This window comes from Serratia sp. FDAARGOS_506 (genome assembly GCF_003812745.1).
GTDB lineage: Bacteria > Pseudomonadota > Gammaproteobacteria > Enterobacterales > Enterobacteriaceae > Serratia.
In genome coordinates, this window is record NZ_CP033831.1 from 4,557,537 (window position 1) to 4,577,470 (window position 19,934).

At 62.6% G+C, this 19,934-nt stretch carries 24 protein-coding genes and 1 tRNA gene; 6 read left to right on the top strand and 19 right to left on the bottom strand.

The features are described 5' to 3' along the window. Nucleotides 1–229: 229 nt before the first annotated feature. On the bottom strand, nucleotides 230–1,153 hold the full coding sequence (gene nac / locus EGY12_RS22075; RefSeq protein ID WP_123895379.1) for a nitrogen assimilation transcriptional regulator NAC: 924 nt from the start codon (nucleotides 1,151–1,153) through the stop codon (nucleotides 230–232). 338 nt (nucleotides 1,154–1,491) lie between these two features. On the opposite strand from nac, the gene EGY12_RS22080 reads away from it, so the two are divergent. After that, nucleotides 1,492–1,567, top strand: a tRNA-Asn gene (locus tag EGY12_RS22080). Nucleotides 1,568–1,624: 57 nt separating this feature from the next. Here EGY12_RS22080 and EGY12_RS22085 read toward each other — a convergent pair. After that, nucleotides 1,625–2,065 carry a DMT family transporter gene (locus EGY12_RS22085; protein ID WP_123895380.1) on the bottom strand — a complete coding sequence of 147 codons (441 nt, stop codon included), beginning with the start codon at nucleotides 2,063–2,065 and terminating at the stop codon, nucleotides 1,625–1,627. Between the two features lie 17 nt (nucleotides 2,066–2,082). Beyond that, a complete protein-coding gene (locus tag EGY12_RS22090; RefSeq protein ID WP_055313291.1) occupies nucleotides 2,083–2,601 on the bottom strand; it encodes a GNAT family N-acetyltransferase in 519 nt (172 codons plus the stop codon). Between the two features lie 38 nt (nucleotides 2,602–2,639). On the opposite strand from EGY12_RS22090, the gene EGY12_RS22095 reads away from it, so the two are divergent. Beyond that, on the top strand, nucleotides 2,640–3,209 hold the full coding sequence (locus EGY12_RS22095; RefSeq protein ID WP_123895381.1) for an XRE family transcriptional regulator: 570 nt from the start codon (nucleotides 2,640–2,642) through the stop codon (nucleotides 3,207–3,209). Between the two features lie 13 nt (nucleotides 3,210–3,222). Here the strand turns inward: EGY12_RS22095 and EGY12_RS22100 are convergent, their stop codons facing one another. From EGY12_RS22100 to EGY12_RS22110, 3 genes are all read right to left on the bottom strand, one after another. Beyond that, nucleotides 3,223–3,516: a DUF2623 family protein gene (locus EGY12_RS22100; protein ID WP_038878018.1), complete on the bottom strand. Its 294-nt coding sequence runs from the start codon at nucleotides 3,514–3,516 to the stop codon at nucleotides 3,223–3,225. Between the two features lie 130 nt (nucleotides 3,517–3,646). Continuing rightward, nucleotides 3,647–4,234 (bottom strand): nitroreductase family protein, encoded by a 588-nt coding sequence (locus EGY12_RS22105; RefSeq protein WP_107226466.1) that lies wholly within the window; start codon nucleotides 4,232–4,234, stop codon nucleotides 3,647–3,649. Between the two features lie 69 nt (nucleotides 4,235–4,303). Further along, complete coding sequence (locus EGY12_RS22110; protein ID WP_123895382.1) at nucleotides 4,304–5,194, bottom strand: LysR substrate-binding domain-containing protein; 891 nt, start codon at nucleotides 5,192–5,194, stop codon at nucleotides 4,304–4,306. Nucleotides 5,195–5,309: 115 nt separating this feature from the next. Between EGY12_RS22110 and EGY12_RS22115 the strand changes: the two genes are divergently transcribed. Beyond that, nucleotides 5,310–5,945 (top strand): flavodoxin family protein, encoded by a 636-nt coding sequence (locus EGY12_RS22115; protein WP_123895383.1) that lies wholly within the window; start codon nucleotides 5,310–5,312, stop codon nucleotides 5,943–5,945. Here the strand turns inward: EGY12_RS22115 and EGY12_RS22120 are convergent. Continuing rightward, complete coding sequence (locus EGY12_RS22120; protein ID WP_123895384.1) at nucleotides 5,903–7,171, bottom strand: O-antigen ligase; 1,269 nt, start codon at nucleotides 7,169–7,171, stop codon at nucleotides 5,903–5,905. The genes EGY12_RS22115 and EGY12_RS22120 overlap by 43 nt on opposite strands. Then, nucleotides 7,149–8,057: a sugar glycosyltransferase gene (locus EGY12_RS22125; RefSeq protein WP_123895385.1), complete on the bottom strand. Its 909-nt coding sequence runs from the start codon at nucleotides 8,055–8,057 to the stop codon at nucleotides 7,149–7,151. The genes EGY12_RS22120 and EGY12_RS22125 overlap by 23 nt, the downstream gene beginning before the upstream one ends. Nucleotides 8,058–8,355: 298 nt before the next feature. On the opposite strand from EGY12_RS22125, the gene EGY12_RS22130 reads away from it, so the two are divergent. Continuing rightward, complete coding sequence (locus EGY12_RS22130; RefSeq protein WP_016927098.1) at nucleotides 8,356–8,598, top strand: hypothetical protein; 243 nt, start codon at nucleotides 8,356–8,358, stop codon at nucleotides 8,596–8,598. Nucleotides 8,599–8,609: 11 nt separating this feature from the next. Here EGY12_RS22130 and EGY12_RS22135 read toward each other — a convergent pair whose 3' ends face one another. Then, entirely contained in the window at nucleotides 8,610–9,239 is a 630-nt protein-coding gene (locus EGY12_RS22135; protein WP_123895654.1) for an alanyl-tRNA editing protein, read from the bottom strand. 85 nt (nucleotides 9,240–9,324) lie between these two features. Between EGY12_RS22135 and EGY12_RS22140 the strand changes: the two genes are divergently transcribed. Then, on the top strand, nucleotides 9,325–10,260 hold the full coding sequence (locus tag EGY12_RS22140) for a LysR family transcriptional regulator (RefSeq protein ID WP_123895386.1): 936 nt from the start codon (nucleotides 9,325–9,327) through the stop codon (nucleotides 10,258–10,260). On the opposite strand, the gene alkB is transcribed toward EGY12_RS22140, so the two are convergent. Further along, complete coding sequence (gene alkB, locus EGY12_RS22145; RefSeq protein WP_019452474.1) at nucleotides 10,243–10,890, bottom strand: DNA oxidative demethylase AlkB; 648 nt, start codon at nucleotides 10,888–10,890, stop codon at nucleotides 10,243–10,245. The two genes, EGY12_RS22140 and alkB, sit on opposite strands and share 18 nt — an antisense overlap. A gap of 139 nt (nucleotides 10,891–11,029) precedes the next feature. On the opposite strand from alkB, the gene rarD reads away from it, so the two are divergent. Further along, nucleotides 11,030–11,908, top strand: coding sequence for an EamA family transporter RarD (gene rarD / locus EGY12_RS22150; RefSeq protein WP_123895387.1), 879 nt, complete (start codon nucleotides 11,030–11,032; stop codon nucleotides 11,906–11,908). A 1-nt stretch (nucleotide 11,909) separates the two neighbouring features. On the opposite strand, the gene dhbA is transcribed toward rarD, so the two are convergent. The 9 genes from dhbA to citX all read right to left on the bottom strand — a co-directional run bounded on the left by dhbA (nucleotide 11,910) and on the right by citX (nucleotide 19,933). Beyond that, nucleotides 11,910–12,668, bottom strand: a complete 759-nt coding sequence (dhbA, locus tag EGY12_RS22155; protein ID WP_123895388.1) for a 2,3-dihydro-2,3-dihydroxybenzoate dehydrogenase — start codon at nucleotides 12,666–12,668, stop codon at nucleotides 11,910–11,912. 100 nt (nucleotides 12,669–12,768) lie between these two features. Continuing rightward, the gene (locus EGY12_RS22160; RefSeq protein ID WP_123895389.1) at nucleotides 12,769–13,959 is read right to left on the bottom strand and encodes an isochorismate synthase MenF; all 1,191 of its coding nucleotides are present in this window, start codon (nucleotides 13,957–13,959) and stop codon (nucleotides 12,769–12,771) included. 189 nt (nucleotides 13,960–14,148) lie between these two features. Next, nucleotides 14,149–14,868 (bottom strand): 4'-phosphopantetheinyl transferase, encoded by a 720-nt coding sequence (locus tag EGY12_RS22165; RefSeq protein ID WP_253722891.1) that lies wholly within the window; start codon nucleotides 14,866–14,868, stop codon nucleotides 14,149–14,151. A 7-nt stretch (nucleotides 14,869–14,875) separates the two neighbouring features. Further along, the gene (locus tag EGY12_RS22170) at nucleotides 14,876–15,247 is read right to left on the bottom strand and encodes a DUF86 domain-containing protein (protein WP_123895391.1); all 372 of its coding nucleotides are present in this window, start codon (nucleotides 15,245–15,247) and stop codon (nucleotides 14,876–14,878) included. Beyond that, a complete protein-coding gene (locus EGY12_RS22175) occupies nucleotides 15,244–15,534 on the bottom strand; it encodes a nucleotidyltransferase family protein (protein WP_049204986.1) in 291 nt (96 codons plus the stop codon). Before EGY12_RS22175 ends, EGY12_RS22170 begins: the two co-directional genes overlap by 4 nt. A 120-nt stretch (nucleotides 15,535–15,654) precedes the next feature. Next, nucleotides 15,655–16,884 (bottom strand): bifunctional glucose-1-phosphatase/inositol phosphatase, encoded by a 1,230-nt coding sequence (gene agp / locus EGY12_RS22180; protein ID WP_123895392.1) that lies wholly within the window; start codon nucleotides 16,882–16,884, stop codon nucleotides 15,655–15,657. Nucleotides 16,885–17,030: 146 nt separating this feature from the next. Further along, nucleotides 17,031–18,494 carry an anion permease gene (locus EGY12_RS22185; RefSeq protein WP_004940821.1) on the bottom strand — a complete coding sequence of 488 codons (1,464 nt, stop codon included), beginning with the start codon at nucleotides 18,492–18,494 and terminating at the stop codon, nucleotides 17,031–17,033. A 25-nt stretch (nucleotides 18,495–18,519) separates the two neighbouring features. Next, entirely contained in the window at nucleotides 18,520–19,404 is an 885-nt protein-coding gene (gene citG, locus EGY12_RS22190; RefSeq protein WP_123895393.1) for a triphosphoribosyl-dephospho-CoA synthase CitG, read from the bottom strand. Further along, nucleotides 19,385–19,933 (bottom strand): citrate lyase holo-[acyl-carrier protein] synthase, encoded by a 549-nt coding sequence (gene citX / locus EGY12_RS22195; RefSeq protein WP_123895394.1) that lies wholly within the window; start codon nucleotides 19,931–19,933, stop codon nucleotides 19,385–19,387. Before citX ends, citG begins: the two co-directional genes overlap by 20 nt. Nucleotide 19,934 lies beyond the last annotated feature (1 nt).

A 19,934-nucleotide genomic window follows, 5' to 3' on the forward strand; every position in this document is an offset into this window, starting at 1 on the left:
TTCGCCTAATGCGCTATGCCTGCGCTCGGCGTCTTCAAGGGCGCCAAACATCGTGCTCACCCCGCCATTTTCATTGTCTTTTAAGCAGTTAACATCAAACTTTCCCGATGGCAGAAATTCGGGAGTTGGCCCTGACCCACATCACCAACTGCCGATTAAAGCTGCACACAACGCACTCAGGTGGGATAAAAATTGCCGATCAAGCTTAATTGACCAGTAATTTTTATCCTCAACGCACCAGCGCCAGCGCGCGTTTCTCCTGGCTGCGGCCGCCGGCGATCGACAGCAGCATGTCTTTCACCAGCAGCGCCGGAGCGGAGAGCGCCTGCTCGCTCGACATGCACAGCGACAGCGGCACCGACATCGTCGGCGCATTGATGCGCACCATCCAGGCCTTCGCTGGGCCGATCATCGCGCGCGCCACCGACTCCGGCAGCACGGTCGCCCCTAGACCGCCGGCGATCGCGGCGCTCAACGCGCCCGAGGACTCAATCTCCCCCACCACGTTAATCGCCAATTTACGTAGCGCCATCGCCTCTTCCAGTTGGTTGCGCACCGCATCCCCCTCGCGCGGCATGAACAGGTTAAGCCGCGCCACGTCCAGCAACTCGACGCTGTTGCCGGGATGCGGCACCGCGCGCGTCGCCACCAGATAGAGATCTTCCCGCATCAGCGCAACGGCGTGCAGACCGGCGGGCATTTTAGCGCCGTAGACCATCGCCATGTCCAACGTCTGGTTGGCCACCTGGCCGGCCAGCGCCGCGCCGCTGTTTTCATGCAGGCTGAGCAGAATACCCGGCTGCTGATCGCGCAGACTCTGCAGCAACGGCAGCGCCAGCTGCGCCGCAGTGCTGCCCGACGCCAGACCGAGAGAAACCTGGCCGCTCATCGCCTGCCCGGCGCTGTTGACCGCGCTCTGCGCCTGCTCGCACTGGCGCAGAATGGTCTGCGCGTGGGCATACAGAATGTTGCCGGCCTCGGTCGGCTGAACGCCGCGCTTGGTGCGGATCAGCAGCTGTTGCTTCAGCTCCCCTTCCAACGTTGCCAACTGCTGGCTGAGCGCCGGCTGGGCGATGTGCAACACCTCCGCCGCCTGAGTCAGGCTGCCGATATCGACGATTTTCACGAAGTACTTCAGACGTCTGAAATTCATAGTGCCTCCAGCGAGCCGCTAAATTGAGAATGCCGAAATCCGGTCATTCAAGCGCAGCAAGATCCGGGCCAGAGTCGGTAAACGGCCACAGAGGCGGGATACACGGCGATCAACGGCCGTTCGCCGGGCGGCGCGCGCCACCGCGCAGGGCAGCCGTTGCACCATCGGCAGGCAACGGCCCCGAACAACGGGCAATCCGCCGGCGCTGCGCGCGGGATAAGCGACAAAAGCGAGAAAAAGCAGCAGGTTGGGCAATCTTGCAGCAAACGAACGCATCGGGCGTTTTCACGCTTTACAAGCCGCAACCGCCCCGCTATTATTCGCCCCGTTCACACGATTCCTCTGTAGTTCAGTCGGTAGAACGGCGGACTGTTAATCCGTATGTCACTGGTTCGAGTCCAGTCAGAGGAGCCAAATTTAGAGAAGCCCGCTCAGGGAAACCCGAGCGGGCTTTTTGCATTTCAGCCGCCCTCAAAAGCTGCGTTTCGCCACCAGATAAGCGCCCGCCACCAGCAGCAGAGCGCCGAACAGCGCCGGCAGATTCTCGCGCAGCGCCGCCGGGCCGGCGCGGTAGACGTCCACCAGCAGCCCCATGCACAGTTGGCTGGCGACCAGGATCGAAATGGTGGTCGCCGCGCCCAGTTTTTGGTAACCCAGAATGCCGGCGAACACGAACAGCGATCCCAGCAGCCCCGGCAACAACATCCACCACCTGGCGGCGCCGGTCACTTCCGCCACCGCGCCGAGGCCGTTTTTGGCCAGCAGCAACCCCACCAGCAGCAGCAAACCGACGCTGGAGTTGATCACCAGCGTGATAAGGATGGTCGAGACGCTTTCGGTAATGCGCACCATCAGCAGATTCTGCACCACCAGCCCCATTCCCGCCGCTACCAGCAGCAATAGCATATTCATCGCCCTGTCTCCCGGGATCAGCGCGCCGGCGGCGCCGCCCGCTCGTCCAGCGTCAGCTGCAGGAAAGTCAGATCCAGCCATTGGCCGAATTTGGCGCCCACTTGCTCCATGCGCCCCACCTCGCGGAACCCCAGCGCCAAATGCAGCTGAATGGAGGCCTGATTACCGGATTCGATACCGGCCACCATCACGTGCTTGCCGATCTCCCGCGCCCGTGCGATCAAGGCGATCAACAGCGCTTTGCCAATCCCTTCACCGCGATGCGCCTGATGGACATACACCGAGTGTTCTACGGTATGGCGATAGCCGTCCCAGGCGCGCCAGTCGCCGAACGACGCATAGCCGATCGCCTCGTCCGCGCCGTTCACCGCTACCAGCACCGGGTAGCCCGCCGCCTGCCGTTCGCCGATCCACGCCGCGCGGTTGGCCGCATCCACGGTTTGTTCATTCCAGATGGCGGTGCTGTTCAACACCGCGTCGTTATAGATGGCGGCAATCGCCGCGCTATCGTTGAGCGTCGCATTTCGTATAATCATGGTTTACCCCGGCCAATTGTCCACTATAATACTACGATATGAATATTAAATTAGACAATCTAAATCAGCTGATCGGCGCACGCATCCGCATTGAACGCGAGGCGCGCCACTGGTCGCTGTCCGATCTGGCCGAGCAGGCGGGCGTTTCACGAGCGATGGTGCACAAAATCGAGCGCGGCGAGAGCAGCCCGACGGCGATGCTGCTGGGCAGGCTGGCGGGGGCGTTCGGCCTCAGCATGTCCAAGCTGATCGCCCGGGCGGAAACGCAGGAAGGCCGGCTGCTGCGCCGGGAAGATCAGCCGGTATGGGTCGATCCGGAGAGTGGCTACGTGCGGCTCCACGTTTCGCCGCGCACCGATCTGCCGCTCGATCTGGTGCGTATCGAACTGCCGGCCGGCGCGACGATCCCGATGCCGGCTTCGGTGTATGCCTTCAAGCGCCAGTTGATCTGGGTCTTATCCGGCGAGTTGGTCTTTGTCGAGGGTAACGCACGCCATGACATGGCCGAGGGAGACTGCCTGGAGCTCGGCCCGCCGGCGGACTGCCGCTTTGAAAACCAGAGCGACCAACCGTGCGTGTATATGGTAGCGGTGCTGAGCGCCGCCTGACGCTCCGCCCGTGCTAGCCCTGCGTCGGCCGGTTATAGCCGGCGCGGAAAAACTTCTCCGCCAGCCGGCTGTCGCCGCCGGAAAAGAACTCGCTCATCGGCTCACTGCCGAGGCCATAGGCGCGGCTAAGCTGCCCGGCTTCGAACGCCGCCCGGTTTTCGTCGCCGCAGCGCTGCGCCAAATGGTGCGCATAGCCGAGCACAAAGCCGCGCTTGTAGTCGGAGCAAAAGCGCGACAGCTCCGTCTCCGGCTTCAGGTTCTCCGCTTTTAGCCCCGCCAACAGCCCTTTGCCAAAATGGTCACCCACGGTTTCCTCCTCATCACGCCATCGCTATATAACAAAATATACAGCGAATAAGCGAACGAGAACATACTCCCTAAGTTTTACTCGCCGCATAAAAAAGGCCCGCCAAGCGGGCCTGAGGGAAAGCGGGCAATCACAGCGTGAAATTCAGCCCTTCGCTGACGGTCTTGCCCAGCGGCAGTCGGCCCGACGGCGCCTCTTTTTCCTGCAGGAAATCCGGCAGGCGGGCCTTGTCGCCCGGTTTACCGATCGCCACCATGGCGTGCACCGCATAGTCGTCCGGCAGCTGCAGCGCCGCTTTGATCTTGTCGTGGTGGATGCCGCTCATGCAGTGAGTCAACCAGCCTTTCAGGTGCGCCTGATGCGCCAGGCTGGCCCAGGCGGCGCCGGTATCGAACGCGTGGGTCGGGTTGTCCACCCACCGTTCGCCGTTCAGGCTGGTGGTTTTGGAGACGATCACCACCAGCGCCGAGGCGTGCTGCGCCCAGCCGCGGTTGAAGTCGATCAGGAACTCCAGGTAGTTCTCCCAGCTGTCGGAACCGTGCTTGCTGTAGGCAAAGCGCCACGGCTGAATGTTGTAGGCCGATGGCGACCAGCGCGCCGCTTCAAAAAAGCTCAGCAGCGTTTGATCGTCGATGGCGTCGTTGGCCATCGCGCGCGGCGACCAGCGCTCGATAAATTGCGCATCAATCGGGTAATCGGAGGTTCTTGGCTGGCTCATGATAGGTTCTCGCAGTGAAGTTAAAACAAAAGTTCGCTGATATTCCCACACCTTAGGGCGGTAAAACTTTTATTTCGTGCCATACGGCAGTTCCCGCTGCAGCCAGGCGAGAAACGCCTTGACCGGCGGATGCCGCTCGCGCCCCGGCGTGCACAGCACGCTGTACGCAGCGCCCGGCACGCGCACCTCCGGCCGGTACGCGACCAACAGACCGTTGTCCACCATATCGGACACCATCACCGAACTGGCGAGCACCAACCCCTGACCGGCCACCGCCGCCTGCAGGGCGTAATGCTCCTCATGGTAGCTGCGCATCGCCGCATGGCGCTGCCACCAATCCACGCCGGCGGCCCGGCACCAGTCGCGCCAACCGCTGTCGTACAGCGCCGAATCCCCCCACTTGACGGTAATCAGCACCGGATTTTCCGGCTCGGCGGCGGCCAGCCCCGGCGCCGCGTAGACACCAAAGCTTTCCTCCAGCCGTGCCGTCTGATGCAACGCGGGATACTGCGCGCGGCTGTAGCGCACCGCCACGTCCACGCTGGCGTCCTGCTGCAGATCGATCACCTCGGCGCAGGCCTCCAATCGCACCAGATAGTGCGGGTACGCCTGGTAAAAACGCCCCAGGCGCGGCACCAGCCACAGCGCCGCGAAAGAATGCGTGACAGAGACGCACAGCGATCCGGCGCTGGGCTGCGGCCGCAGGCCCTCGAGCGTGGCAGCGACGTCCAGCAGCGCGCCGTGCACTCCGGCAAACAGCGTTTCGCCCTTCGGCGTCAGCCGCACGCCGCGCGGCACCCGTTCGAACAGCGCAAACCCCAACTGTTGTTCCAGCGCTTTGATCTGGTGCGAAATCGCCGTCGGCGTCACCGCCAGTTCGGCTGCCGCCAGCTTGAAGCTGCGCAGGCGAGCGGCGGATTCAAAGGTGCGCAATGCGTTGACGGGCAGCGTGGCGAACATGGCGAAGCCTCTTGAGATGAGTTGATCTCATCCTGGCAGAAAAGCCGTCATTTGTCGCTTGCCGACACTTGTCTCTAGAGTAGAGCTGAATTTACTTCACACCGAGGAGCATGACATGAATTCAACTCATCAGCCCAAACGTCTGGTGGTGCTGGTCGGCAGCCCGCGCCGCGACGGCAACAGCGCCACGCTGGCGCAGGCGATCCTGGCGGGTGCCGCCGAAGCCGGTACATCCGCCAGTCTGCATTTTCTCGATGATTACCTGAGCGGTTTTCTGAGCGATGAACGCCACACGCCGCCGCCGGGCGATCGCTACGCCGAGCTGTTTCTGGAGCACTTCCTGCCGGCCGACGGCGCAGTATTTTGTACGCCGATTTACTGGTACGGCATGTCGGCGCAAACCAAAGCCTTTTTCGATCGCTCGTTCAGCTTCTATTCCAACGCCTACCCTCAGGCGGAACAGGTGCACCAGCGCATGAGCGGCAAACGCATCGGGCTGGCGGTAGCGTCTGAAGAAACCTACCCCGGTGCAGCGCTGGGCATCGTACATCAGCTCCAGGAATTCAGCCGCTACACCCACTCCGCCTTCGTCGGCGTGGTGCACGGTGCCGGCAACCAGCGCGGCGAGATCGCCCGCGATCCGCGCAACCCGCTGCAGGCCGCCCGCGCGCTGGGGCGCGAATTCTTCACTCGCCCCTATTCGGATTATCAGATGGACAGCCCGCGCAGCACGCAGGTCTGGGAGGGGTAAGTAGGGTGCTCTGAGGCAATTGCAAACATAACGTCAGCCTCTGTCGCAATCTGTTGCGGGCCATCGGTCCGCCGTTTGGGCTGCGACAGCAGCAGCGCCAGCGGCAGCCAAAACAGGTACCAAAATTCCGCCGGATTGGCGATCACAAACATGCCCTGCGAACTGTAGAACACCAGCATGAACAGAAACAGGGCGGCTTCCCAACGCCGCCCTGCGCGCCAGTGCGCGATGGCAAGCCGCGCGCCGTATCCCAGCAGTGCCAGCAGCAATAGGAAACCCACGCAGCCCCCCTTCAGCAACGCACCAAGGTACAGGCTGTGCGTGGTATGGTTCAGCTCGCCGGTATAATTGAGAAAGTTAAGCTGCTTATCAAAGCCATAGCCGAAGAACGGTGCCTGTTCGATCAGCGTCATGCTGTGGTGCCAGATGCTGATACGGACAAAGCTTTGTTGATACAGTTCACCAAAGCGGGTAAGCAGCATCTCGCCGATCGCGCTGTATACGATGACCACCCCCACGGCCAGCGCGACAGGCAGCAGGATCCACAGCCATCTCCCCGGCCGCTGTCGATAAGGTATCGCCACCACCACCGCAAGCGCCAGTGCGATCAGCGGACCACGGCTTTGCGTCAGCACCATGAATGCCAGCAGCGGCGGGATAAAACACAGCGCCGCCTTCTGCCGGGTATCGCGGAAAATCATCAGGCTCAACAGAATGGCGAGGGCGGCGTAGCCGGCCAGATCGATCACGTTGCTTGGCCCCGGATTGCGGGCAGTGGTTTCACGCAGGTGATAAATCGACGGTGCGTCAACCAGCGTCAGATACAGACACAGCGTCGTAATGCCGGCCAGTATCGCCCACTGCAGGTGATGACGCCGTTCACCGTCGAGCAACGTTACCAGCCAGGCGAGATACAGCAGAATATAGGCGCTGTGGGTCAAGGCCGACGGCATGTCGCCCGGCGTCTCGCCCCACAGCGCACTGAGGGAGTAATAAAGCAGAAACATCAGCGCCAGCCCGCCGCCCCACAGCGCCTGGCGATTGGCCAACAGCTGCCGCCGCAGCGGCGGCCAGGTGAACACTGCGGCCAGCCACAGCAGCGCCGCCAGATGAAACAGGTTGTTGACGCGGGTTTGTCCGCAAAATATCGCGCTGAAAAACGCGAAGGCCAAGAACAGCGCGCTGCCGAAGCGATAACACCGCTCAGGCTTGCTGAAAGTAAACATTGCCATCCACCTTCTCGAAGATGTCACTGTCGATAGCGCTGTGCAGAGAAAGGTTTTTTATCGCGATCTGCTGCTTTCTCATGATCGCGCCGGCATGCCGGAAAGCGGGGATCACCAGCGACTCTACCTTGTCCGCCAGGAACGTCGGCAACCGGTCCTGCTCCGTTTCGTAAAAACGCGGTTGGTGGAAGTTGTTCATGTCCAGCCCGGCGATAAACAACTGTCCGAAGCCGAGATAGGCGATGATTTGCAGCGCCCAGTAGGCCACGGTGCCGGCGTCAAAAATACCGCAGCGGATATCCTGGCTGAAACCGAGCGTGCGGCTCGCGGCGGCGAAGACCACGCCGTTTTCCCGGCAGTAGTGCTCCCACAGCGCGCTGCTGTCAATACGGGGGTGATAAATCTTGCAGGCCGCGTCTTCGACGATCGCCAATCGGCAGCCGATCGCTGCCTGACCAAAGCGATCGAGAATGCGCGCCACGCCGTGCACGGTGGTGAACAGCGTCAGCTCGGGCCGTTGAATGACGTCGTGCACGATCTCCGGGCGGCTGTCGATAAAGCCCATGTCCACGATGACGTAGAAGCGAAAATCCACCTGCCGATGCAGAAAATAGGCGCCGTTGACCCCGATAGCGGGCATGGCGGGAATATTTTCGAAGCGCAGCGTCTTCACCGATGGGCCGGTGGCCGTCAGCAGCACCTCACCCCGGCAGCTGTTGCGCAGTTCACTCAACGGGACGATCGGCACCGGCCGGTGCTTGTACCATAAGGCGGCGATTTCACCGCCTTCGCCGCGTACGATCTTCACGTAAGGCCAGAGGTTTTCGTTATGCCGATAAGGGCGCGGATGGGAATAGCGATAGACCTGCTTAAAAAAAGACCCCATGGTGGCGATATCCTGTCCAGAGTGCATGACAATGCCTACAGAGGCATCTTTCTGTATGCTCAGAATTTAAAAACGTGTCAGCACTGGCCAGGCCGTGTAGCGAGTATCTAAATATTCGTTTAATGAGGCAATTTATGTAATTTGAATTATTAGTTAGCGTACCGACAAGAGATGTGTCTAAGTGTTAATGGAATGAAAAATTGTTGCAGCGCGTAAAAATAACGTGAATGGCACTGCTGCTTGGCATTGAGGGGGTTTTGTTATAACGTATCACAACTTCAGCCAAAGGAAGACGACGATGAAAATCCAGCTGTCGCTGCTGTTTCTCAGCCTGCTGGCCGGCAAGGCCGCGGCGTTTCAGTCAAAAGTGCCCGAACCGCGCCCGGAACAGGCGCGCGCGGCGGAACAAAACATCGAAAATCTGTTTTACGGCTTTCACGCCATGGACGCCCAGCCGGTGAGCATCGGCAGCTGCGCAGCGGTGCCGGTAGCAGGATGCCAATGCGCGTTCTGCACCCAGCTGCGGCAGGCCGGGCGCTGAAGCCCCCTTATTCACCCCAGCTCATACTGCACGATCAGCTGCCCTTTCTTCATCCTTACGCCGGTGATAGCGATCGCCCCCACCTCGCCCAGCCTGGCAACATGGGTGCCGCCGCAGCCGTAGGCGGGCAGTTCGCCGAAGCCGACCTGGCGCATCCCGTCCACCGCCTGTTGGCGGCGCGGCAAATCGGCGGCGATCAAGCGCGCCAGCTCAGCCTGCAAAAAGTCCGCTTCTATCGTCTGCGCATCCGGCCCTGGCGTAAACGTGATGCGCCCTTCCCCCGGCCAATGATGCGCTTTCACCGGCCGCCAACCGCGGGTTTCCCCCAGCCAGCCGATCAGATGCCCACCGGAGTGCCAGCGGGCATGCAGGCGGCGCTGCGCTTCATCAATTTGCATCGTAACCGGCCCTATCGGCAGCGGCGCGGCAGTAAAGTGCACCACGGTATCCCCCTGCTGCTGCACCCGCAGCACGGCGACGCCACCTAACGCCCCAACGTCTGACGGCTGGCCGCCGCCCTGCGGGTGGAACAGCGTGGCGTCGAGCTCTACGGCGTAAGCGCCCGCCTCGGCCGGCGCGCAGCTCAACACCTGCGCCTGGCCCTGTACATCGTCGCTGTAGTAATAACGTCGTTCGGTCATCATTTTTCTCCTCGGTTCGAAGAGCCATTATATTCATGTCATAATCGATGTATAATCCGCCGCCATCACAATGGACCTTTGCGTCATGAGCACAAATCTTTCTTACGCGCTGTTGCCCGAAATGGCCGTTTTCGTTCAGGTGGTAGAGAGCGGCAGCTTTTCCGCCGCCGCTCGCAAACTGGGTACTTCGCCTTCCGCCGTCAGCCGCAGCGTGGCGAAGCTCGAGCAGGCGCTGGCGCTGCAGCTGCTGCACCGCACCACTCGCAAACTGCGGCTAAGCGAAAGCGGCGAAGAGGCGTTTGCGCACTGCCGCACCCTGCTGGCGGCGGCCGACGCGGTCATGGCGATTGGCGGGCGCGGCGCCGCGGAGCCCGAGGGATTGGTCAGCGTCAGCGTGCCGAAGGCGGTGGGCCGCTTCGTGTTGCATCCGCACATGCCGGAGTTCCTGCGCCGCTATCCGAAGGTGGACGTGAGGCTGCGGCTGGAAGATCGCTACATGGATTTGATCGACGACCGGGTCGATCTGGCGCTGCGCATCACCGATCGCCCGTCGCCCGGGTTGATCGGCCGCCAGTTGATGAGAATAGACCATTTGCTGTGCGCCACGCCGCACTACCTGACGCAGCACGGCACGCCGCAGCACCCGCACGATCTGGCGGCGCACAGCTGCATCTATCTGGGCGAAACGCCGAGCGACGCGCAATGGAAGTTCCGCCGCAGCGGCAAAGCGGTAACGGTCAACGTGCGCGGCCGCTACGCCGCCAACCACACCGGCGTGCGGCTGGACGCGGTGAAACAACATATCGGCATCGGCAGCCTGCCGTACTTTACCGCCCGCCAGGCGCTCGACGACGGCGAGATCGTGCAGGTGTTGCCGGAGTGGGATTTCCTCAGCAGCTATCACGGCGGCCTGTGGTTGCTTTACGCGCCTAACCAGTATCTGCCGCCCAAACTGCGGGTGTTTATCGACTATCTCGTCGCCTGCCTGGCGCAGGAGCCGCAGCTAAAGCGCCTTGCGTAGCGTGATGTTGATGCGGTGCGGCCCCACCAACGAGTGGTAGCCTTCCTTGACCGGCAGGATGCCGTGAAAACAGAGCCGCGCCGGGCCGCCCCATACCACCACGTCGCCGTGCGCCAAGGGGATGCGCCGCGCCCGATCGCTGCGTTGCAGCCCGCCGAACTGAAACACCGCCGGCAGCCCGAGCGACACCGAGACGATCGGTGCACCGAAGTCGTGCTCGTCTTTATCCTGATGCAGCGACAGCTTGCTGCCCGGATCGTAACGGTTCATCAGGCAAGAATCCGGCACGAAGGGGCCGAATCCCGCCTGCTGCGCGGCTTCGTCCGCCAGCGCCATCAGGATGGGGGGAATGGCCGGCCAACGTTTGCCGCTGCGCGCGTCGCGTTCCGAATAGCGGTAACCGCGGCTGTCGCTGGTCCAGCCGTTGCCGCACCAGCTCATCGCCACCGACATCACGTGCCCGCCGGGCGTGGTCAAATGCCGCCACGGCACCTGGGCCACCACGCCCTGCACCGCCGCCAGCAGTTCCGGCCCGTGATCGCGTACGAAGCCGTGCATCACCACCGCGCCGGGGGCGATCTCTTCGCGCCACGGCGGCGGCAGCGCGTCTTCAAAAAGATCGATTGTCATCGCCAAAACCTGTATGAATACACAGTAATCATTCTAACCCGCCGCCGCCAATTGTCCAGCGCCCGGCAACGCCATTGTCGTTGGCGGCAAATTTCTCTACAGTAGCCGCCATAAAATCAATCACTCACCGGGAATGCGTGTGATTAAGGGCATTACTCTGTCGGTCGTCGCCTCCATCTTGTTCGGCGCGATGTATTACTTCACCTCTACCCTCACCCCGCTGAACGGCGAACAGGTCTACGGCTGGCGCACGCTGCTGACGCTGCCGTTCCTGACGCTGTTCATGGCGCTGTCCGGCGATTGGCGCAAAGTGGGCGATACGCTGGCCTGGATCGGCCAACGGCCGCAGCGCCTGCTGGGCCTGCTGCTCACCTCGGCGCTGCTGGGGGTGCAGCTGTGGCTGTTCCTGTGGGCGCCGCTGCACGGCAAGGCGCTCGACGTATCGCTCGGCTATTTTCTGCTGCCGCTGACCATGGTGCTGGCGGGCCGTTTTTTCTACCGCGATCGGCTTTCGCTGCTGCAAAAGCTGGCGGTGGCGTGCGCCATGGTGGGGGTAGGCAATGAACTGTATCAGGCGGGCGGCGTCTCGTGGCCGACGCTGATGGTGGCGCTGGGCTATCCGCTCTACTTTATTTTGCGGCGGCATTTCGGCACCGACAATCTCGGCGGGCTGTGGTGCGAGCTGGCGCTGATGCTGCCGGCGGCGGCCTGGTTCGCCTTCGGCGACGGCGGCGCAGCGGCACTGCAGATCAATGCCGAGCTGTATTGGCGCATTCCGCTGCTCGGCGTCATCAGCGCCGTGGCGCTGGTGTGTTACATCCTCGCCAGCCGCCTGCTGCCGTTCAGCCTGTTCGGCCTGCTGAGCTATGTGGAACCGGTGCTGCTGGTGCTCGTCGCGCTGCTGCTCGGCGAGAGCATCAGCCAAAGCGAATGGCCAACCTATCTGGCGATCTGGCTGGCGGTGCTGCTGCTGGCGACGGAGGGCGCACGGCACCTGCTGCGCCGCCAGCGGGTCTGACTCAGGCGGCCAGCGTGGCGCCGCCGTCGATCACGATGTCCTGCATGGTGATGTGGCTGGCCAAATCCGAGGCCAGGAACAACACCGCGTTGGCGATCTCATCCGGGCGGGCGATTTTTCCCAGCGGGATCCCCAGCTTGAACATCTCGGGGAAGCCGGCGATGGTGCGTTGCTGCGCATCGTCGGTCTGCCACATGCCGCGCTGCATCGGCGTGTCGGTCGAGCCCGGCGACACCAGATTGCAGCGCACGCCGAACGGCGCCATCTCCAACCCCACGCAGTGATTCAGACTGGTCAGCGCCGCCTTGGAGGCGCAGTAGGCCGCCATCTGCGCGCGCGGCACGTGCGCGGCGTTGGAGCCAATGCTGACGATCGCCCCGCTGCGCTGCGCCTTGAAGTGCGGCAGCACGGCGCGGAACAGATAAAACGCCCCCGAGGCGTTGACGTTGATGCACTGATGCCAGTCATCCACGCTCAGATCTTCGGTATTGCCCATGCGCAGAATGCCGGCGGCGTTGATCAACACGTCCAGTCGCGGGTTCTCCGCCAACTGTTGGCGGCACACCGTCTCTACCTGCTCCGGCCGGCTGATGTCCAGCGTCACGCAAGGGTAAGGCAGATCCGGGTTGGCGAACTCGCGGTCAAACCCCACCACCTCAGCGCCCTGTGTCAAAAAATGCCGGGCGATCTGCTCGCCGATGCCGCGCGCCGCGCCGGTCACCCACACGCGTTTGCCGGTGAAATCCATCTGAATACTCATGCGCGCACCGCCATCCGGGCATGCTGCCGGGTCATGTTGTTGTTCATCGTTGTCTCCTGCGAAAGCGTATGACGCGGCGCGCACTGCGCCGCAAAGAGGCCTACAGCGATCCGCTGTTCAGGCCGAAAGCGTTGAGCATGGTGCCCAGCTTGGCGGCGGTTTCCATCCACTCGGACTGCGGCGTCGAGGCGGCGACGATACCCGCGCCGGCGAACAGCCGCACCCGGTTGCCGCGCAGCAGGCCGCTGCGGATGACGATCGCCCACTCGCCGTCGCCGTTGGCGTCGCACCAGCCGACGATGCCGCTGAACAGGCCGCGATCGTGCGGTTCCAGATCGGCGATCAGTTGGCGGGCGCTCTCGGTCGGGAAGCCGCACAGCGCCGGCGTCGGATGCAGCAGGCAGGCCAGCTGCATCACGTTGAGATTCGGGTTCAGCAGCTCGCCGCGAATGCGGGTGGAGAGGTGCCACATGGTGCCGGTGCTGAGCAGCGACGGGCCGCTGGGCACGCTCAGGCTGGCGCACAGCGGCGCCAGGTGCCGACGAATGTCGTCGATCACCAGCTTGTGTTCGTATTTGTCTTTGGTCGAGCGCATCAGGCGCTCGCTGCCGAGGCGATCCTGCTGCGGATCGTCCTGGCGACGCGCCGAGCCCGCCAGCGGATTGGTGTGGATCTCGCCGCCCTGCTTGCGGATCAGCAACTCCGGGCTGGCGCCGATCAACACGCCGCCATCGGCCAGCGGCAGGGAAAAGTGGTAACCGGTCGGGTTCTGCACCATCAGGTTATTGAGGATCTGGTGGCCCGCCACCGGCTGCTCCAGCTCGATGTCGAGGATGCGCGACAACACCGCTTTGTCCAGCTCGCCTTGTTTAAAGCGGGTGACCGCTTCCGCCACCGCGTGCTTGAAGCGCGGCTCGTCCGGAATGCTGGTGCAGGCGGCCAGGCGATGCGGCTGTTGCAGCATCGGGCGCGCGGCGCGAGTAAAGCTGTCGTTGGCGACAAACTGGCAGTTTTCAGGCACATACAGGCAGGAAGGCCGATGCGTATCAAACGGAATGGCCCCCACCACCACCGGCGTCTCCTGGCCGGCGGCTTTGGCGCGCGCCAGCGCCTGGCGGATATGCTGCGCCAGCGCGCTGCCTTCCTGCTCGCCGCCGAACGCCGGTGTCTCGATACGCTCGAACACGCCGTCGGCGGAGAGGGAACGGAACTCGGACCGGTACAAAAAGGTCGATTGTTCGGCGTACGCAAACCCGGTGAAGGTTTGGTTTTCTGTCGTCAGTGTCGCCACAAGACCACTCCTTTGTTGCGCCCTACCAATGATAATGTTTATGCGAATAATTATCATTAGCTATAAAAGGAGGATAAATTACACCGGATCCCCACCGTGGGTCAATCTCCGATGAATGAATCTTTCCGCCCGCTGCGGCAAATCCGCGTTACGGCAAAGCAAGAAATAACACCCTGTTATTATTGTGTTTTAGCAGAAAATAAAAGTCGTGACGTCGTCACCTTCACGCCAAAAACGCCCGTTAAACCGGCGGCCGGCGGGGCAATTTGGCGTCAGCGTCTTAAGCAGCGCTAATACAAACGTCTGCCGCTGTGGGTCCACGGCGACCATGCGCGCATCGAGAAAATCGAAGTAACAACGCACCTGCGGATAAAGCGCCTTGAACAGGCTCTCTTTGGCGGAAAAGGTCAACGTCAGCAGTTCATTGAACGGCAGCGTCTCGCGCAGCAACGCCTCACGCTCCGCCAGGGAAACGATCGCCCCCCACAGCTCCTCCGCCCGCACGTCGGAGAGCAGCGTCTCCACATCCAGCCCAACGCCGCCCAGCCCGCTCTCGCGGTGCACGGCGCACAACGCGGTATCGGAATTATGGCTCAGCGCTCCGGCGATACCCGCTGGCCACTGCGGCGCGCGATCTTCGCCGCGCGCCAGGGTGAAGTCGGCAAAACCGAGCGGCGCCAACAGTTGCCGCGCCAGAATACGCCCGGCCAAATACTCCGCGCGGCGCTTCGGCACCGCGCGCGCCAGATGATCCGGCAACGCAAAACCCGCCTCGGGAAAACTCTCGTCACGATACTCCGCCAGCGCAAAATGGCAGCGCGCCACTTGGCCCGGATAGCCGTCCGGCGTGAAAAATTCGATATTGCGGATAAAAGTGGGTAGCCGGCAGGAACCAGAATCACTATCCAAAGAAAGCTTAATCACCGTCAGTTAACTTCTCAGCATCCTGGCGTACCGCCACCAGCTGTGTAAGCAGTTCCGGCAACGCCGTTTGCACCGTCGCCCAGACCACTTCAAGGTTGATATCAAAATAACCGTGCGCAATGCGATTACGCATGCCACGCATGTTTCGCCAGGGGATTTCAGGATGGCGTTGCGTAAACGCGGGGCTACCATCCATGATTTTCGTCACGGCTTCACCGATAATAATCAGGCTCATAATGACCGCCTGCTGAGTGCGTTTATCTTCGATAAAATCTACCACCGCCAAGCCATCAACGAAATCGCAGGCATCCTGCGCCGCCTGTTGCATGTGGCTCAGATAATCGACCAACCGCGCATCTTTCATACCGGCTGGGCCTCCGCCAAAACCTGCTGACGAAAGGTCGGCGGCAAATCGAGCGGCGTCAGCAGATCCACCTGTATGCCCAGCAGCGCTTCCAGTTCCGACTGCAGCCCTCCCAGATCAAACAACGTGGCACCCGGCAACGCATCGACCAACAGATCCAAATCACTGCCCTCCCGATCGGTGCCATGCAGCACCGAGCCGAAAATACGCGGATTAGCCGCAGGGAACAGCCCAACCGTTTTTCGGATCGCCTGGCGATGTTCTGCAAGAACAATGGATGGTCGCATGGTTTTCTCTCCCCGTTACACCTAACGAAATGCTAGGTGATCGGTTGAGGGGATTCAAGCACAATCCCCCCGGCAGCAGCGCCTACACCTCTCCCCCGCGATCGGGAGAGAGGCTGGGCATTACAAGATACCTTTCATGGTCTTCTCGAAATCGCTCCAGGCGCAGAAACCGTCTTTGTCGATCGGGCAGCCTTTCAGCGCCAGCGTTACCCGCTGCGGCGGGGTTTGCAGCGTCAGCGGCGTCGCCTTGCGCAGCTGTTCGGTGGATTGATAGACGTACTCAATCTTCAGCAATTCACGGTCGTTCTGCGCGTCGCGCCAGCGTTGGAACACCAGTTTGCCGCCGATCGGCGTTTTCTCGTATTGCTGCGGCAGTTGATACGGCTGGAACTGCATGGCCGACAGCAGCGAGGCGATATTAGAGTCGTGGCCGACCAGCACCGTCAGCTTCGGCGCGTCCGGTTTGCGTTCGCCGAGCAGCGCGTTGTTGATGTAGGTCAGCAGCGGCTTGGCGACGTTCTGCGCCACCACCGGCGAGGTGAACAGCGAATCCTGATAGCCGTCTTTCAGCTGCGCCAGCTGCTGCCACTGGTGCGGAGTGGCAATTTTGCCCCAGGCCACCTCTTTCATCGGGAAACCTTCGTAGTACTGCAGCATAAAGGCGTCCACCAGCGAGTTGCCCACCCGCAGCGGGCCGGAGACGCCCGGCTCTTTGCCCGGCACCGCGCTCATCACGCTGGCTTCTTTGGTCAGGTCACAGTGTTTGTCGGTCTTGCAGGCGGCGGAATCCTTGTAGTCGATGATCTTCGCCAGCTGTTGGTAAGACGCGTCCAGCTTCAGCGATCCCAGCGCGGCGTTCATCGCCGCCAGCGCCTGCTGGTTGAAGGCTTCGCTGGTGTCGGTGATGATCGGGTTGAAGGTCGGATCCATCTCGCCCATCTTGTCCTGATGGTGCACGCTGACGTCGCACCCCGGGAACGCACCGTTGCTGAAGAACTGTGCGGTGGCTACCGTGCGCTGCAGGCTGTTGGCGTAAACGTACACGCTGCCGGCGGTCGGGCAGCCCTCTTGCGGCAACAGGCCGGTCTGCTTCAACCAGGCGTTGAAGTAGTGCCCCATATACACTTCCAGCACCCCGCCCTTGGTGGTCAGCTGGCCGCCCGGCGTTTCCCAGGCCGGCCAGGCCTTCGGCGTGGACTGCGCCAGCACGCTGCCGTTGTTGGCCAACGGTGCGCGCAGGTTATGGCGGCTCATGACCAGTACCTGTTCCAGCTGATAACCGCCGGCTTCCGCCAGCGCGTTCTCGGTGAATAACAAAGGCAGGCACAGCAATAAGGTTTTTTTTCTCATCCGCAGAGGCTCCCGGAAAATGATTATTTTTAAGGTGTTAGCGTTTGCCCGAGTATGATGGCGGGGTTAGTGTGACAAGTGTGTGACAGGGTTCACGGGAAAGGATCGTAACCGCGGCCACCGGGCGGTGGCCGCGTGGCTTCAACTCAGTACCACAGGCTCATGATCGGCCAGCCGATCAGCAGCAGCGCGGCGATGTACACCACGCCCAGAATGCCGCCCAGGCGCCAGTAGTCTTTCGACTTCACGTAACCACAGCCGTAGATGATCACCCCCGGCCCGGTGGCGTACGGCGTCAGCACGCCCATGATACCGATCGACAGCACCAGCAACATCGACAGCTGCTCCATCGGCACGCCCGGCAACCCTTTGCCGACCGCCAGGATCACCGGCAGCATGGTCGCGGTGTGCGCCGACAGGCTGGCGAACAGGTAGTGGGCGAAGTAGAACACCAGCACCAGCGCCACCACCGTCATGTTCGGCGAGAAGCCGTCCAGGTGAGTGCTCATGGTCTGGGCGAACCAGTCGATAAAGCCGGAACGCGTCAGGCCGTTGGCCATCACCACCAGCGTCGCCAGGTTAACCAGCGTGTTCCAGGCGCTGGAATATTTGGTGATCTCTTTCCACGACACCACGTGCAGCGCCAGCATCAGCGACACCGCCAGCAGGCACACCGCGGTGGCGTCCAGCATTTTACCACCGAACACCCACAGGCACAGGCTGAGCAGCACCAGGCCAATCAGGGTGTATTCCTTACGCGTCAGCTTGCCCATTTCCCCCAGCGCGGTATCCGCCCAGGCGGCCACTTCGCTGCTGTGGGTCACGCCCGGTTTGTACAGGTAGTAGGAGATCAGCGGCGCGATGATCAGCAGCAGCAGGCCGACCGGCAGGAACGCCAGGAACCACTGCATCCAGCTGATGTGCACTCCGGCGATCTTGCCGACGAACTCGATGCCCAGCACGTTCGGCGCGGCGCCGGTGACGAACATCGAGGAGCTGATGCTGGTGCCGACCACCATCATCCACATCAGGTAACCACCGATGCGGCGTGAAGAGGGATCGTTGGGGAAGGAATCGAACAGCGGCGGCAGGTTTTTCACCACCGGGAATACCGTGCCGCCGGTGCGCGCGGTGTTGGACGGCGTGAACGGCGCCAGCAGGATATCGATGATCACCACCGCATAGCCCAGCGTCAGCGTGCGCTTGCCCATGAACTTCACCAGGAACAGCGCGATGCGCCGCCCCAGCCCGGTGGCCTCGTAGCCCAGCGCGAAGATAAAGGCGCCGAACACCAGCCAGACGGTGGTGCTGGAAAAGCCCGCCAGCCCCCATTTCAGCGCCTCTTTACCGGCCTTGAAGCCCGGCTCCGCCAGTTCCTGCGCGCCGAACAGCACCCAGTTGGCGCTGAGCACGCTGACGGTCACCGCGATAAAGCTGATGGCGGTGGCCGGGATCGGCTCCAGAATCATGCCGACAATCATCGCCACGAAGATGGCGAAGTAGTGCCAGGCCTGCGGCGGCATGCCGTCGGGTACCGGTATCAATAACAGGATCGCGAGCACCGCCAGCGGCGCTATCGCTTTCCAGATCTTTTCCTGGGTTTGGGACATAGGGACTCTCCTGAAGGCTTGGTTATTATTCTTGGGCACCCAGCTGCGCCAGCAGCCAGGTCACTATCAACAGGTCGGCGCTGCCGCCGGGGCTGAGGTTGCGGGCGATGCAGTCGGCATCGAAGCGCCGCAGGCGCGCCAGGCCCGCCTCCCCCGCCGAGCCGCCCTGCGCCAGCAGCAATGCCGCCCGGCGCCGCAGCCAGCGCAGCCCGTGCAGACCGCCACGCGAGGCGACGTTGGTGTCGTCGTTGTGGGCCATCAGCCACAGCAGGCTGTCCAGCAGCGCCCGCTGTTCGTCGCCGCCGGCGGCCAGCCGTTGCCGATACAGCGGCAGCGCGCCGTCAAGCACCAGCCGGAAACCGGCCTCCGCCTCGCCGCGTGCGCCGCTCAGCCCGTGCGCGGCGAACAACCGCTGGCCGGCGGTCTGCCCGGCGTTGTTGCGCCGCAGCTCGCGATCCACCAATCCTCGGCACATCACCGCCACCTCGGCGCATAGCGCTTCGGCGCCGATGGCCCGGCCTTGCTGCTGCAGGCGGCCGAAAGCGGTGCACAGCAAACCGAGCGAGAACACGCTGCCCTTGTGGGTGTTAATGCCACCGGTGGCGCGAAACATCTGGTTTTCACAGGCCAGGCCAAGCGGCCGCAGCCGCGCCAGCTGCAGCTCTGCCGGCAAAGCCGCGTCTTCACGCCCGCGTTGGATAAAGCGCGGCAGCCACACGCCGATGGCGCGGGCGCTGCGGTAGAAGTGCCCGAGATCCATATCGCGGTGGGCGCCGGTGTTATGACGATCCACCAGCCCCGGTTTGGGCGTGAGATTGACCTCCACCAGCAGTGCGCGGAAGGCGGCACGGGCGAAATCGCAGGCCGGTTCGGCACGGCGGGCAGGCAGATTAATCGGCAGAGATCGCATCGTTGAACATCCTTTCCATTTCATGCAGCAGCTGCTCGCTGCTATGCCGACGCTGGCGGGCACAGATCTTGGCCGGTTGGCTGCACAGCAGGCAGCGCCGTTCCGGCAGGCCGATGTCGCGGCGCGACAAAATGCGCCCCTGCGTATCCAGCACGTCGATATCCCACAGTCGGCCGATCGGGCGGCTCACCTCCAGCTGCATGGCGCAGTCCTTCACCCGCTGGGCATCGGCGCGCAGCGCGACAAACCCTTCGCAGCCGGTGGAGAGCGCCAGCGCCTCGGCCTGCGGGCTGGACCAGCCCTGTTCGGCGCACAGCCGCAGCAGCGCTGCCCACCCCAGGTTGAAGATGCCGCGCGTCAGCGCGCTGTCCTTCACCGGGCCGGGCACCACCAGCGTCAGCACCAGCAGCGTGCACTCGTGCTGCGCCAACCACGCCTGCTGGCGCGCCTGGCGGCATTCGCGGCTGGTGAGCAGCTCCGGCAGGCTGACCGCGCGTTCAGCGGCCAGTTGGGGATCGACGGCGGCCATC

Excerpts from the sequence above, each read along its gene's own strand:
- nac (WP_123895379.1), bottom strand. The coding sequence starts at position 1,153 with ATGAATTTCAGACGTCTGAAGTACTTCGTGAAAATCGTCGATATCGGC.
- EGY12_RS22085 (WP_123895380.1), bottom strand. The coding sequence starts at position 2,065 with ATGAATATGCTATTGCTGCTGGTAGCGGCGGGAATGGGGCTGGTGGTG.
- EGY12_RS22090 (WP_055313291.1), bottom strand. The coding sequence starts at position 2,601 with ATGATTATACGAAATGCGACGCTCAACGATAGCGCGGCGATTGCCGCC.
- EGY12_RS22095 (WP_123895381.1), top strand. The coding sequence starts at position 2,640 with ATGAATATTAAATTAGACAATCTAAATCAGCTGATCGGCGCACGCATC.
- EGY12_RS22105 (WP_107226466.1), bottom strand. The coding sequence starts at position 4,234 with ATGAGCCAGCCAAGAACCTCCGATTACCCGATTGATGCGCAATTTATC.
- EGY12_RS22110 (WP_123895382.1), bottom strand. The coding sequence starts at position 5,194 with ATGTTCGCCACGCTGCCCGTCAACGCATTGCGCACCTTTGAATCCGCC.
- EGY12_RS22115 (WP_123895383.1), top strand. The coding sequence starts at position 5,310 with ATGAATTCAACTCATCAGCCCAAACGTCTGGTGGTGCTGGTCGGCAGC.
- EGY12_RS22120 (WP_123895384.1), bottom strand. The coding sequence starts at position 7,171 with ATGTTTACTTTCAGCAAGCCTGAGCGGTGTTATCGCTTCGGCAGCGCG.
- EGY12_RS22125 (WP_123895385.1), bottom strand. The coding sequence starts at position 8,057 with ATGGGGTCTTTTTTTAAGCAGGTCTATCGCTATTCCCATCCGCGCCCT.
- EGY12_RS22130 (WP_016927098.1), top strand. The coding sequence starts at position 8,356 with ATGAAAATCCAGCTGTCGCTGCTGTTTCTCAGCCTGCTGGCCGGCAAG.
- EGY12_RS22135 (WP_123895654.1), bottom strand. The coding sequence starts at position 9,239 with ATGACCGAACGACGTTATTACTACAGCGACGATGTACAGGGCCAGGCG.
- EGY12_RS22140 (WP_123895386.1), top strand. The coding sequence starts at position 9,325 with ATGAGCACAAATCTTTCTTACGCGCTGTTGCCCGAAATGGCCGTTTTC.
- alkB (WP_019452474.1), bottom strand. The coding sequence starts at position 10,890 with ATGACAATCGATCTTTTTGAAGACGCGCTGCCGCCGCCGTGGCGCGAA.
- dhbA (WP_123895388.1), bottom strand. The coding sequence starts at position 12,668 with ATGAGTATTCAGATGGATTTCACCGGCAAACGCGTGTGGGTGACCGGC.
- EGY12_RS22170 (WP_123895391.1), bottom strand. The coding sequence starts at position 15,247 with ATGAAAGATGCGCGGTTGGTCGATTATCTGAGCCACATGCAACAGGCG.
- EGY12_RS22175 (WP_049204986.1), bottom strand. The coding sequence starts at position 15,534 with ATGCGACCATCCATTGTTCTTGCAGAACATCGCCAGGCGATCCGAAAA.
- agp (WP_123895392.1), bottom strand. The coding sequence starts at position 16,884 with ATGAGAAAAAAAACCTTATTGCTGTGCCTGCCTTTGTTATTCACCGAG.
- EGY12_RS22185 (WP_004940821.1), bottom strand. The coding sequence starts at position 18,494 with ATGTCCCAAACCCAGGAAAAGATCTGGAAAGCGATAGCGCCGCTGGCG.
- citG (WP_123895393.1), bottom strand. The coding sequence starts at position 19,404 with ATGCGATCTCTGCCGATTAATCTGCCTGCCCGCCGTGCCGAACCGGCC.
- citX (WP_123895394.1), bottom strand. The coding sequence starts at position 19,933 with ATGGCCGCCGTCGATCCCCAACTGGCCGCTGAACGCGCGGTCAGCCTG.